Consider the following 12,631-nt stretch of genomic DNA (forward strand, 5'->3'; position numbering starts at 1 on the left):
TGCCATCGTGAAGGGGAGGAGGAGAAGAGGATGAAGATCAAAGATCTGACCATCCTGATCGGCATCATCGGCATCGTCCTGATGATGGTTATCCCGGTCAACGTGCATCTGCTTGATGTGCTGCTCATTATCAACATTTCGGCGGCGCTGATGATTTTGCTGATCGCCATGAACACGCAAAGCGCGCTGGAGTTTTCGATCTTTCCGGCGATTTTGTTGATTACAACCTTGTTTCGGCTGGCGCTGACCGTCTCGACGACGCGCAACATTCTGGCTGAGGCCAATGGCGGCAAAGTGGTCGCAACGTTCGGCAAATTTGTCGCTGGCGGCCAGGTGGCGATCGGCTTCATCGTCTTCCTGATCCTCGTCGTCGTCCAGTTCATCGTCATTACCAAAGGCTCGGAGCGTGTCGCCGAGGTGGCGGCGAGGTTTACCCTCGATGCGATGCCGGGCAAGCAGATGAGTATCGACGCCGACTTGAACGCTGGCCTCATCAATGAGCAGCAAGCGCGCGAGCGGCGTCAGAAGATCGAACGCGAAGCGGATTTCTACGGTGCGATGGACGGCGCCTCCAAGTTCGTCAAAGGCGATGCGATCGCCTCGATCATCATTATGTTTATTAACCTGCTCGGCGGGTTTGTAATCGGTATGATGATCCATGGCATGGGATTCCAGGAAGCGCTGGAGGAATACTCGATCATGACGATCGGCGACGGTCTCGTCAGCCAGATCCCGGCGCTCCTCATCTCTACGGCTGCTGGTCTGATCGTCACTCGCGCCGCCTCCGAAGGCAATCTGGCGTATGATCTGACCAGCCAGGTGATGCGGTATCCGAAGCTGCTCTACATCGTAGCCGGTACGATCACGCTGCTCGGACTTGCAACTCCGATCGGCCCGGTGGCGACGTTGCCGCTGGCTGGCGTGCTTGTGTTCGCCGGATGGAAGATGTCCGGCAATCTCAACAAGCGCCAGCAGGAGGAGGAGCTCATGGAGGAGGAGCAGCAGATCGAGGAGGTCCGCAGTCCCGAGAGTGTCATCAGCCTGCTGCAGGTCGATCCGATCGAGTTCGAGTTCGGGTATGGCCTCATCCCGCTAGCCGATACGCAGCAGGGCGGCGATCTGCTCGACCGGATCATCATGATCCGCAGACAGTGCGCGCTGGAGCTCGGCATCGTCGTTCCGGTCATCCGGATCCGCGACAATATCCAGCTCCGGCCCAATGAGTATGTAATCAAGGTGAAGGGCAATACCGTCGCCAAGGGCGAACTGCTGCTTGGACATTATCTGGCGATGAGTCCAGGCTTCGACGACGACTCGATCATTGGCATCGAGACCAAGGAACCGGCATTTGGCTTGCCGGCGCTCTGGATCGACGAGGTGACCAAGGAACGCGCCGAGCTGTCGGGCTATACCGTCGTCGATCCGCCGTCCGTCGTCGCTACCCATCTGACGGAAGTGATCAAGAAGCATGCACACGAGCTGCTGGGCCGTCAAGAGACAAAGGCACTTGTGGACAATCTCCGCGAGTCCTATCCGGCGCTCGTCGAGGAGCTGATCCCGTCGGTGCTGGCGATCGGCGACGTGCAGAAGGTGCTGGTGAAGCTGCTGAAGGAGAAGATCTCGATCCGGGATCTCGTGACGATCTTCGAAAGTCTCGCCGATCACGGCCATTACACGAAGGACCCGGATATCCTGACGGAATATGCGCGCCAGGCGCTGTCCCGCCAGATTACCAACCAATACTCGGCATCTGGCGACACGCTGCGAGTCATCACGGTCGGCCCTTCGCTGGAGAAGAAAATCGCCGAGTCAGTGCAGCAGTCAGAGCAAGGCAGCTATCTCGCGCTCGACCCGCTGTCTTCGCAGCAGATCTACTCCAAGCTCAATGAGCAGGTGAGCCGTCAGCTGCAGTCGGGACAGCAGCCGATCGTGCTCGCATCGCCGACGATCCGAATGTACCTCCGTCAGATCATCGAACGGACGATGCAGGATATCCCGGTGTTGTCTTACAGCGAGCTGGAGCCGAGCGTTGAAGTCCAAAGCGTCGGGGTGGTGAATCTATGAGAGTGAAACGTTATATCGTCAACACTGTGCCCGAAGCGCTCCCGGTTATCCGCAGCGAGCTGGGCAAGGACGCAGTTATCCTCGGCACCAAGGAAATCTACGTCGGCGGCTTTATGGGGATGTTCCGCAAGAAGAAGATGGAGGTTATCGCCGCCGTCGAGAGCGAGTCTCCGGCAAATCCGCCGCCGCGCACAACGGCCAAAGGAACGGCAACCGCCGCCTATACGAGCGGAAAAGCGGCGACAGCCGCCGCGCCTGTCCCGACGATCCGTCCGGAGCCGCCGATCAAGCCGGCGCCGGACGAGACGCTCCCGTCTTCTGTCACGCCTCCCGCTGCGGCGATGGAGCCGCTCGAACGGCCAGCGCTATCCAAAGCGTCTGTCGCTCGACCGTCGATCGCAGATGACGTCGGACAACGTCTATTAATGGAAGAGATCCGCGAGATGAAGCAGATGGTCAGTCAGTGGTCCAAGCAACAGACGACCGAGCCGCTGTCCGAGCCGCTCCGCCTGCTGCGGCAGCGACTGCAGGATCAGGAGGTGGCAGAGACGTGGATCGACAGGCTAATCGCCGAGGTGCAGGCCGATCCGGCCTATGCTGAAGATGCTACGCTCTCGTCTTGCTGGGCAGTCGCTTCGCGGCTGCTGCGCGAATGGCTCATACCGCATGTCGATGCGGGGATCAATGAGCAGGTGCGCATTATCCAGTTCGTCGGACCGACCGGCGTCGGCAAGACGACGACCATCGCCAAGCTCGCCGCCGACCAGACGTTGCGCTACAAGCGCAAAGCCGGGTTCATTACCTCGGACACGTACCGGATCGCCGCTGTCGATCAGCTTCGCACCTATGCCAATATTCTCAATGTGCCGATGGAGGTCGTCTTCTCCCCGGCCGAGCTGAGCAAGGCGTTCAATCAGCTTACGGATCGCGATCTGATCATGGTCGATACGGCGGGACGCAACTTCCGCAACACGCTGTATGTATCCGAGGTGAACAGCCTGCTGCAGGCAGGAGAGGATTGTCTGACCTATCTGGTCCTTAGTCTGACCAGCAAGTCGAGGGACATGGCTGCGGTCGCCGAGCAATTCGCCACCTTTGGCGTCGAGCGGGTTATCTTTACGAAGCGGGACGAGACGGATACGATCGGGACCATCCTGAATGTCGTGCTGGCGTATAGCTACAAGGTCGCTTTTATCGCCAACGGCCAGACGGTGCCGGACGATATCGATCCATTCCGACCGGACAACTTTGTTCAACAGCTATTGGGGGAGATTCCCGATGAATGACCAGGCCCAAACCTTACGCAATATGGTGCTCGTCCAGGAGGATCCGGCTGCGCAGCGGCCGACACGGATCGTCACGGTGACGAGCGGCAAGGGCGGTGTCGGCAAGTCGAACTTCAGCCTGAACTTTGCGCTGGCGTTGCAGCAGGCGGGCAAACGCGTGCTCGTCTTCGACGCCGACATCGGCATGGCTAACATTGATGTGCTGATGGGCCGCAGCTCCACCTATAGCCTGTACCACCTGCTGAAACGGGAGAAGACGATCTGGGAAATCGTCCAGGAGGGGCCGCAGGGGTTGCATTATATCGCCGGCGGCTCGGGCTTCCGCGATCTGCTGGAGCTCGGATCCGAAGAGCTGGATTACTTCAGCGAGCAGATCGGCAAGCTGCATGGCCATTACGACCTGATCCTGTTCGATACGGGGGCCGGGCTCTCCAAGGAAACAGTACGCTTCATCACCTCGGCCCAGGAGACGCTCGTCGTGACTACGCCGGAGCCGACCTCGATTACCGATGCGTACGCGCTCATCAAGATGGTCCACAGCATGGAGGAGCCGGTCGCGTTCAAGCTCGTCATCAATCGCGCTGCGGATCGCAAGGAGGGCAAGCATACCGCAGACAAGATCGCGCTGGTCGCCAAGCAGTTTCTGCAGACGGATATTCCGCTGCTCGGGATTATTCCTGACGATAGCCAGGTGCCCAAAGCGGTCAAACGGCAGGTGCCGTTCTCAATCGCCTTTCCGGACGCCGCCGCCTCCAAGGCGATCCACGATCTGGCGCGTCATTTTGTCCATGGCTCGGCAGCGAACGTCGACGATTCGTCGCCTGGCGGAGGCGTCAAAGGATTTTTACTTCGTATGTTCAGTCGCAAAACTTGATCCTTTGAGAAGAATGGAGGGAGCCGCGAATGACACCACACCGTGTGCTCGTCGTCGATGACTCGCCTTTTATGCGCAAGATTATTACCGATCTGATCGTCCGCAACCGCGACTATGCGGTCGTCGCCACCGCCAAGACGGGAGCGGAGGCGGTAGAGGCGGCCAGACTGTGGAAGCCGGATATCATCACGATGGATCTCGAAATGCCGGAGATGAACGGGCTCGACGCCTTAAGAAGGATTATGGCGATCCAGCCGACGCCGATCATTATGCTCGCGGGCATCAGCGAGGACAACACAACCGAGACGATCAAAGCGCTGCAGCTCGGCGCCTTTGACTTTATCCGCAAGCCGTCCGGCGATGGAGCGACGAGCATCGAGAAGGTCGCCCAGCAGCTCCAGGACAAGCTGCGAGCAGCGATGTCCGTCAAGGCCAAGGCGACTCGACTGGCTGCCCCGACCGTGCGTCTGCCAGAGCCGCCGTCTCGTCCCGCACCGCCGCAAGCGAAGCCGGCGCCGCCTCAAGTTCCGTTTCGTCCGATAACGCCAGTGCCGCCAGCGCCGCCCGAATCGCCATCGCTCGAGAAGCCCGGTCAGGGCGGAGCGAGGAGGCAGACGGACAAGCCAACCTACAGCGTGTTCAGTCATGTCGTAGCGATCGGCACCTCGACAGGAGGTCCGCGGGCGCTTCATGAGGTCATCTCTTCGTTGCCCGCAGGGTTCGCCGCTCCGGTGCTGGTCGTCCAGCATATGCCGCCGCGCTTCACCCGTTCGCTGGCAGATCGTCTCGATTCATTCAGCGAGGTGCTGGTCGTCGAAGCGGAGCAAGGGATGCGCGTCAGAGGCGGGACCGTCTATATCGCTCCTGGCGGGTATCATATGGAGCTGGCCAAGGACCTGAGCGGCTATTACATACATTTGCATGAACAAGCGCCAAGGCACGGACATCGTCCCTCCGTGGATACGATGTTCGAGTCGCTGATCCCCCGCACCGAGTTAAAACGTCATGCCGTATTGATGACGGGCATGGGCAGCGACGGCGCAATCGGCATGAAGCAGTTGCTGGAGCACGGCGCTGTATCGGCAGTGGCCGAGGCTGAGGAAACGTGCGTCGTCTACGGGATGCCGCGATCGGCGATCGAGCGGGGCGCCGTGACGAAGGTATTGCCGCTGACGCAGATTGCCCGGCATCTGGTAGGGCTTGTCGACTGAGCGGCCGCCTGACCGCTAGTCCGTAGCAAGATCATCCCAACAGGAGGTGTACTGGAATGGATATGAATGCGTATCTGTCGATGTTTATCGACGAGTCCAACGATCATCTGCAGTCGCTCAACGAGAATTTGCTTCGCCTCGAGAACGAGCCGGAGGACCTTAGCATCGTGCAGGTCATCTTCCGCTCGGCTCATACCCTCAAAGGCATGTCGGCCACTATGGGATTTGAGGACCTGGCCTCGCTTACGCATGAGATGGAAAATGTGCTCGACCTGGTGCGCAACAGCAAGCTGAAGATGGATAACTTCATCTTCGATACGTTGTTCAAAGGGCTGGACGCGTTGGAATCGATGGTGCAGGACATCGTCGGCGGCGGCACCGGCAAAGCCGACGTAACCGCTATCGTCCAAGCGCTGCAATCGATCGTCAAGGGCGACTACAGCAAGCCAGCCGAATCTGCGGGAGCTGCCGGCAATACTGCGGCAGGCGGAGGCTCGGGAGGGCTCGACGAGTTCCAGACGTCGATCATGCAGCAGTCGATGGAGAGCGGCCACAACGTGTACCATATCCAGGTCACAGTCCGCGAGGATTGCGTGCTGAAGGCGGCGCGGGCGTATATGGTGTTTGATGTGCTGGAGCGCGGCGGCGAGGTGATCAAGTCGGAGCCTTCCGTCGAGCAGCTGGAGCAGGAGAAGTTCGATCGGGAGTTCATCGTCTTCTACATCTCCCAGCTCTCGGCAGAGGAGCTGCAGACCCAGATTCAGACCGTCTCGGAGATCGAGAGCGCCTCGGTGACATTGCTCGATGCCGAATCGCTCTCGCTGCTGGCCAAGCCGTCGCTGCCAGCCTCGCCGCAGCCGCAAGAGATCGAGGCGAGCGCAGAGGCGGTCGGCCAGGTTGCTGCCGCCCGATCGCAGAGCGCAGCGACGGCTGCGCCGGCAGCGGTTAGCCGGACGATCCGCGTCGATATCGATCGGCTCGATACATTGATGAACCTGTTCAGCGAGCTGCTGATCGACCGGGTCCGCCTGGAGCAGCTGGCCGGAGAGATCCGGCGCAACGATCTGATCGAGACGGTGGAGCATATGGCCCGCGTGAGCGGCGACCTGCAGAACATCGTCCTCAAGCTGCGCATGGTGCCGGTCGACTCGGTGTTCAACCGGTTTCCCCGGATGGTTCGCGATCTGGCCAAGTCGCTCGACAAAAAGATCGATCTCGTCATTGCAGGAGCCGAGACCGAGCTGGATCGTACGGTCATCGACGAGATCGGCGATCCGCTCGTCCATCTCATCCGCAACTCGCTTGATCACGGCATCGAGCAAGTCGCGGATCGCACAGCCGCAGGCAAGCCGGAGACAGGGACCGTACATCTGCGCGCGTACCATAGCGGCAACCATGTCTTCATCGAGATCGAGGATGACGGCAAGGGCATCAACCGCGACACGGTGCTGAAGATTGCTATCAAAAACGGCGTCATCGCGCCGGAGCAGGCAGACAGCATGAGCGACGAGGAAGTGTATATGCTGCTCTTCGCGGCGGGCTTCAGCACAGCGGACAAAATATCGGACATCTCCGGGCGCGGCGTCGGTCTCGATGTCGTGAAGTCCAAGATCTCCTCGCTGGGCGGTCATGTGAGCGTCACGTCGACCTTGGGCAAGGGAACACGGTTCTCGATCCAGCTGCCGCTGACGCTGTCGATCATCTCGGCGATGCTGATCAAGCTCGGCTCGGAAAAATATGCGGTGCCGCTGTCGTCGATTGTCGAGACCGCGATCATCAAGCGCGAGTCGATCCGCAATATTCACGGCAACCGGATGATCGAGTTCCGCGGCGCAATTATCCCGATCTTGTCCTTGAGCCGAATTCTCGAATCGCCGGACTTCTCCGAGGATCAGGAGGAGGAGTCCGAGGTGGTCATTATTCGCAAAGGCGAGAAATGGGCCGCCGTCATCGTCGACGACTTTATCGGTCAGAGCGAAATTGTGCTCAAATCGCTCGGCAATTACTTGACAGGCATCGAGGCTGTCTCCGGCGCCACGATCCTGGGCGACGGTCAAGTCGCACTCATTATCGATCCGAACGCACTTATCAAATAGGAGGCTATGCACATGGGCGAGGAATTGAAGGTCATCGTTTTTGCACTGGCGACCGAGGAATACGGCATCGAGGTGGATAAAGTCCGGACGATCGAGCGGATGATGCCGATTACGCGTGTTCCCAAAACGGTTGATTTCATCAAGGGCGTCATCAATCTGAGAGGCGTGGTCATTCCGGTCATCGATCTGCGCGGCCGCTTCGGACTGGGCGAGACCGAGCCAACCGAAAATTCGCGGATCATCATCGTCGCTGTCAATGATCTGGAGGTTGGCTTTATCGTCGATGCGGCCAACGATGTCATCGACATCGACTCGGATGCGATCGATACGCCGCCTGAGGTCGTCGGCGGCATCAAGGCCAAGTATCTCCGAGGCGTTGCCAAGCTCGGCGACGGTCGTCTGCTGGTCATGCTCAATCTGTCCGAGGTGCTGAACAAGAGCGAGATCATTCGTCTCGAGCATCTTGAGGAATAGGCCGTGAATCTCTTCCATAAGCTTCATGACTTCAAGTTGGATGTGCTCAAGGAAGTAGGCAATATCGGCGCAGGCAATGCCGCCACCGCGCTGTCCCGGCTGCTCGACAGGCCGATCGATATGTCGGTGCCGCGTGTCAGTCTGATCCAGTTTGACGAGATCGCCGAGCGGGTCGGCGGATCGGAGCAGGTCGTTGTCGCCGTGTTTTTGCGAGTGGAGGGCGAGGCGCCGGGCAATCTGTTTTTCATCATCGAGCAAAAGTCGGCCAAGGCGATGCTGAATACGCTGCTCTCCATTCAGGTGGAGAGCGAGGACGAGTACACGGAGATGGAATATTCGGCGCTCTCGGAGATCGGCAATATATTGGCGGGCTCCTACTTGTCATCGCTAGCTGATTTTACCAAGCTCACGATGATGCCGACCGTGCCTTCGATCGCCGTCGACATGGCTGGCGCCATCCTCAGCTTCGGATTGCTGCAGTATGGACAGATGGGCGATAGCGCGCTGCTTATCGATACGGCATTTCTGGAAGGCGGAGAAGCGATGGAGGGTCATTTTTTCCTCATCCCCGATCCCGAATCGTTCGAGAAAATCTTCCAGTCACTGGGCGTGCCGAACGAATGACGATCGAACAAAAATTGATCAAGGTAGGGATGGCCGATCTGGGAACGGCAGTAGAGGGAGAGGTCATCCGTACGACCGGACTCGGCTCCTGCGTCGGCCTGACCTTGTATGACCCGAGGACCCGTCTGGCCGGTCTTGCCCACATCATGCTGCCGACGTCCTCGATTGCCCGCGAGTCCACGGTCAATATCGCTAAATATGCAGACACCGCTGTTCCCGAGCTGATCCGAAGATTGGTCTATGCGGGAGCTGCTGCGGATCGTCTGGTTGCCAAGATGGCTGGCGGGGCGCAGATGTTTGCCTTCACCGGCCAATCCGAGACGATGCGGATCGGACCTCGCAACGTAGAGTCCTGCAAGCTTGCTTTGTTGTCCTATGCCATCCCGATCATCGGCGAGGACACAGGCGGCAATTACGGCCGCACGATCGAGCTCGACTGCAGGAGCGGCGTCCTGTCGATTCGCAGCGTTCAATACGGCTCAAAGGAGTTGTGAATGTGGTTGGCTCGATGCGATGGAATATTGTACTGTCGGCGATCGGCGCTATCCTGACGATGCTGTTCTCGAGCGGAGTCAACGGGCTGGCCGTAACGATGCTGCGTGGCTTGTATGCGGCGATCGCATTTTTTATATTGGCTTTTCTGTTGCGGCTGGCGCTGGGGTTGATCATCGGGCCGCAGTCGTCGGCAGCGCAGACGGAGCTGGCAGATGGCCGAGGCACGGTGCTGGATATGGCTACGCCGGATGATGAGGACGATCTGAACCGCTTGTTACGCGCCCAGATGGAGGAGAGCGATTCGGACGAGGCGAGCGCGGCGCCGGAGCAAGTCGAAGCGTTCCGGCCCTTGTCGCCGCCAAAGCTGGTGTCGAAGCAACAGAATCCCGAGCAGTTGGCCGATGCGCTGCGCAAGCTCCAGGATTCGGACGGGGACAAGTGACGACGAGCTTGCGCAGACCCCCAACGACGGATATCGTCCATACAATGACAAGCTGATCTCCGGAGAGGCTTCAGGAGGGTGAGACGATGAATGAACAAAAATCAAAACCGCCGCATTTGTCCAACATCGACGTGTGGCAGCGATTCAAGAAGAACAATAATCTCGAGGCCAAAAAACAATTGATCGAGCAATACCTTCCTTTGGTGGATTATGTCACGAACCGGATGGCCATTGGCTTGCCCAAAAATGTATCCAAAGACGACCTCGCGAGCAACGGCGTTATGGGTTTGATTGACGCGATCGAGAAATTCGATTATGAGCGGGGCTTACAATTCGAAACCTACGCATCCTGGCGAATCCGAGGCGCAATGATCGATGGCCTGAGACAAGGCGATTGGGTGCCGCGTTCGGTTCGCGAGAAAGCGAAAAAAATAGAAGAAGCCTATCAGCATCTCGAACAGCATTATCTTCGCTCGGTGACGGATGCCGAGATTAGCAGCTATCTGCAAGTAAGCGAAAAAGAATTTGTACATATGCTGCAAGAAATCGCGGTGACAACGGTATGCTCGCTCGAGGATCCGATCCGCGAGGAGGATGCGGAGACGCGCTTGTCGCTGCTGGTCGACGAGAAAGCCAAAAATCCGGACTACAAAGTGCATGAGCAGTATATGAAGGATTCCATCGTAAAGGGGATTGAACGGCTTACCGAAAAAGAGCGGATCGTCATCTCACTATTTTATTACGAGGAGTTGTCTTTAAGCGAAATTGCCGAGGTCATGTCGCTTTCTCCCTCACGAATCTCACAACTTCATTCCAAGGCGATTCTCCGCTTGCGCGGGGCAATGGACAAGTATAGAAACCAATTGATGGAGTATTAGGAGGGAGATAGCGATGGTAATGAAGGGGGACCAGGGACTGGATTCCTGTCTGGCAGTTGAAATCGCGCAAGACAAATTGTCGGCCTATCTGCTCGTGCATCGTCTGGAAGAGGGGACGGAATGCACCTTCCCGGAGTTGGAGAAGTGGCTGAGATCGCATGGCATCGTGTTCGGCGTCGATCTGGCGAGGATAACGGAGCTGTCGGCCAACCTGCGTAGCCACCAGGGCAAAAAATATGTGATCGCAAGAGGCGAGTCGCCGCGGAACGGCGAGGACGGCGTCATCCAGTTCGCTTATGATCTCGACGCTAGCCAGTCGCGTCCAAAGCAGCAAGCCGACGGCAAGGTGGATTATCGCGAGGTGAATCAGCTGCGCAATGTGCAGCGCGGCCAGCTAATCGCGCGCAAGACGGCAGCGACGCCGGCGGTGCCGGGTACGGCCGTGACCGGCGAGAAGCTGTTCGGCAAGGACGGCAGGGAAGCGCGCTTCAAAATCGGCAAAAACGTCGTCCTCGGGCCCGACGAAATGTCGCTATATGCAGCGATCGAGGGCATGGTCACGCGTACGGAGCGGGACAAAATCAATGTCTTCCCCGTCTACGAGGTGAACGGCGACGTCGATTACAAAATCGGGAACATCGATTTTGTCGGCACGGTCGTCATCCGGGGCAATGTGCTGAGCGGCTTCCGCGTGCGGGCGGCAGGCGATATCCGAGTGATCGGCGGCATCGAAGGGGCCGAGCTGGAGTCGGACGGCTCAATCGAGATTACCGGCGGCATCCTCGCAGGCAACAAGGGATACGTCAAGGCAGGGCGCAACGTGAAGATGTCCTTCGTCCAGGATGGCAACATCATCGCAGGCGAAGACGTGCTCGTCTCGCAGAGCATCATGCACTCCCATATCCGAGCAGGACGGAATATCGTCTGCTCCGGGGCAAAAGCGCTGCTCGTCGGCGGTCTGGCCCAAGCGGGCGAGTTGGTCAGCGCGCGGACGATCGGCAATACGATGTCTACGGCAACCGTCATCGAGGTCGGCGTGCGGCCCGAGCTGCGCGAAGAGCTGACGGACCTGCGGCAGCAGCTGCGCAGCAGCGCGACCAATCTCGACAAAACCGAGAAGGCGCTCGTCCTGCTCGACCAACTGGCGGCGCTCGGCAAGCTGTCTCCTGAAAAGCTCGCAATGCGCACCAAGCTGACGGCGACCAAGCGCCAGGCGCTGGAGGAGCAGCAGGGCTTAAAGGAACAGATCCTCGAGCTTGAAAAGACGTTGGAGGACACTGGGAAAGCCCGGGTCGATGCGATCAACATCGTCTATGGCGGCACCAAAATCGTCATCGGTCACTATACCCGATTCATCAAGGACCCCTCTCAGCGCGTCACGTTCCGATACGCAGACGGGGATATCGCCATGTTGCCGTATCAATAGGAGGGAGCTTCGATGACCTACCGATCGTTGGACTTGCAGATGTCGATACCGCGCACCCCGGAGGCGGGCGGTATCCAGAGTCAGATGATGAACCGGCCCAGTCTCGAGCAGCAGCAGCTGGCCTCAGAGACGACGAAGACCGCAGAGCAGCTGCGGCACAAGAGCGGCGAAGTGGGCGAAGCGGCGGAGACGGCGATCCAGGACGAGCAGCACGGGCACCCGGGTGGCCGGGACATGAAGCAGAACCACAGCGAAGCAGAGCAGGAAGAGGCCAAGGACGCCCCGCCGGCGCCGCATCCATACAAAGGCAAGCATATCGACATTTCATTATAAGAGGTAGTGCAAAAGAACACGAACTAAAAAGCAACGGCAGGTGAGCACGATGTTGGATACGTGGCAGTATGTGGTGCTGCTCGGCGGCTTTGCGCTGGTGATGGGGCTGCTGATCCCCCGCAAAAAACAGCAGACGACAGATAACAGCGCGCAGCTGGTGGAGCAGGCGCTCGACCAGTTTATGGCTTCCTCGGAGACGGATCACCGCGAGCTGGTGTCGGTCGTATCGAAGGCGCAGAGGGAATGGCAGCAGGCAGCTGCGGCGAGAGACCATCGGATCGCCGAGCTTGAGCGCCGCTGCGCCTTGCTGGAGCAGCAGCTGCATCATCAGCAGGCGCTGCTCGAGGAGCGCTTGCAGACGTTGCAGACGCAAGGTCGGCAAGCCAACGCGCCTGTCTCTCCTGGAACGGCCGGCGCTGCATCGGCTG

General features: G+C 58.9%; 12 protein-coding genes and 1 pseudogene. All 13 read left to right on the top strand.

Annotation, left to right across the window (positions count from 1 at the left end; all coding sequences use genetic code 11):
• Positions 1 to 30: 30 nt before the first annotated feature.
• Positions 31 to 2,064, top strand: coding sequence for a flagellar biosynthesis protein FlhA (gene flhA, locus PA598K_RS01235; protein WP_128655090.1), 2,034 nt, complete (start codon positions 31 to 33; stop codon positions 2,062 to 2,064).
• Positions 2,061 to 3,350, top strand: coding sequence for a flagellar biosynthesis protein FlhF (gene flhF / locus PA598K_RS01240; RefSeq protein ID WP_128655091.1), 1,290 nt, complete (start codon positions 2,061 to 2,063; stop codon positions 3,348 to 3,350). The genes flhA and flhF overlap by 4 nt, the downstream gene beginning before the upstream one ends.
• Complete coding sequence (locus PA598K_RS01245; protein ID WP_128655092.1) at positions 3,343 to 4,224, top strand: MinD/ParA family protein; 882 nt, start codon at positions 3,343 to 3,345, stop codon at positions 4,222 to 4,224. The genes flhF and PA598K_RS01245 overlap by 8 nt, the downstream gene beginning before the upstream one ends.
• Positions 4,225 to 4,253: 29 nt before the next feature.
• Positions 4,254 to 5,435 (top strand): protein-glutamate methylesterase/protein-glutamine glutaminase, encoded by a 1,182-nt coding sequence (locus PA598K_RS01250; protein ID WP_128655093.1) that lies wholly within the window; start codon positions 4,254 to 4,256, stop codon positions 5,433 to 5,435.
• 56 nt (positions 5,436 to 5,491) lie between these two features.
• Complete coding sequence (locus PA598K_RS01255) at positions 5,492 to 7,531, top strand: chemotaxis protein CheA (RefSeq protein WP_128655094.1); 2,040 nt, start codon at positions 5,492 to 5,494, stop codon at positions 7,529 to 7,531.
• 12 nt (positions 7,532 to 7,543) lie between these two features.
• The gene (locus tag PA598K_RS01260; RefSeq protein ID WP_128655095.1) at positions 7,544 to 8,005 is read left to right on the top strand and encodes a chemotaxis protein CheW; all 462 of its coding nucleotides are present in this window, start codon (positions 7,544 to 7,546) and stop codon (positions 8,003 to 8,005) included.
• Between the two features lie 3 nt (positions 8,006 to 8,008).
• Entirely contained in the window at positions 8,009 to 8,629 is a 621-nt protein-coding gene (locus PA598K_RS01265; protein ID WP_128655096.1) for a chemotaxis protein CheC, read from the top strand.
• The gene (locus PA598K_RS01270; RefSeq protein ID WP_128655097.1) at positions 8,626 to 9,123 is read left to right on the top strand and encodes a chemotaxis protein CheD; all 498 of its coding nucleotides are present in this window, start codon (positions 8,626 to 8,628) and stop codon (positions 9,121 to 9,123) included. The genes PA598K_RS01265 and PA598K_RS01270 overlap by 4 nt, the downstream gene beginning before the upstream one ends.
• A gap of 2 nt (positions 9,124 to 9,125) precedes the next feature.
• On the top strand, positions 9,126 to 9,566 hold the full coding sequence (locus PA598K_RS01275; RefSeq protein WP_128655098.1) for a hypothetical protein: 441 nt from the start codon (positions 9,126 to 9,128) through the stop codon (positions 9,564 to 9,566).
• Positions 9,567 to 9,652: 86 nt separating this feature from the next.
• On the top strand, positions 9,653 to 10,444 hold the full coding sequence (locus tag PA598K_RS01280; protein WP_128655099.1) for a FliA/WhiG family RNA polymerase sigma factor: 792 nt from the start codon (positions 9,653 to 9,655) through the stop codon (positions 10,442 to 10,444).
• 19 nt (positions 10,445 to 10,463) lie between these two features.
• Entirely contained in the window at positions 10,464 to 11,870 is a 1,407-nt protein-coding gene (locus PA598K_RS01285; RefSeq protein WP_128655163.1) for a FapA family protein, read from the top strand.
• Between the two features lie 12 nt (positions 11,871 to 11,882).
• Positions 11,883 to 12,203, top strand: coding sequence for a hypothetical protein (locus PA598K_RS01290; RefSeq protein ID WP_128655100.1), 321 nt, complete (start codon positions 11,883 to 11,885; stop codon positions 12,201 to 12,203).
• 49 nt (positions 12,204 to 12,252) lie between these two features.
• Positions 12,253 to 12,631 (top strand): annotated as a pseudogene (locus PA598K_RS35870) (hypothetical protein); the annotation flags it as partial.

Source organism: Paenibacillus sp. 598K, assembly GCF_003851045.1.
Lineage (GTDB): Bacteria > Bacillota > Bacilli > Paenibacillales > Paenibacillaceae > Paenibacillus_D.

Coding starts and splice junctions, on each gene's coding strand:
- PA598K_RS01245 (WP_128655092.1), top strand. CDS start 3,343: ATGAATGACCAGGCCCAAACCTTACGCAATATGGTGCTCGTCCAGGAG.
- PA598K_RS01250 (WP_128655093.1), top strand. CDS start 4,254: ATGACACCACACCGTGTGCTCGTCGTCGATGACTCGCCTTTTATGCGC.
- PA598K_RS01290 (WP_128655100.1), top strand. CDS start 11,883: ATGACCTACCGATCGTTGGACTTGCAGATGTCGATACCGCGCACCCCG.
- PA598K_RS01285 (WP_128655163.1), top strand. CDS start 10,464: ATGAAGGGGGACCAGGGACTGGATTCCTGTCTGGCAGTTGAAATCGCG.
- PA598K_RS01260 (WP_128655095.1), top strand. CDS start 7,544: ATGGGCGAGGAATTGAAGGTCATCGTTTTTGCACTGGCGACCGAGGAA.
- flhF (WP_128655091.1), top strand. CDS start 2,061: ATGAGAGTGAAACGTTATATCGTCAACACTGTGCCCGAAGCGCTCCCG.
- PA598K_RS01270 (WP_128655097.1), top strand. CDS start 8,626: ATGACGATCGAACAAAAATTGATCAAGGTAGGGATGGCCGATCTGGGA.
- PA598K_RS01280 (WP_128655099.1), top strand. CDS start 9,653: ATGAATGAACAAAAATCAAAACCGCCGCATTTGTCCAACATCGACGTG.
- flhA (WP_128655090.1), top strand. CDS start 31: ATGAAGATCAAAGATCTGACCATCCTGATCGGCATCATCGGCATCGTC.
- PA598K_RS01255 (WP_128655094.1), top strand. CDS start 5,492: ATGGATATGAATGCGTATCTGTCGATGTTTATCGACGAGTCCAACGAT.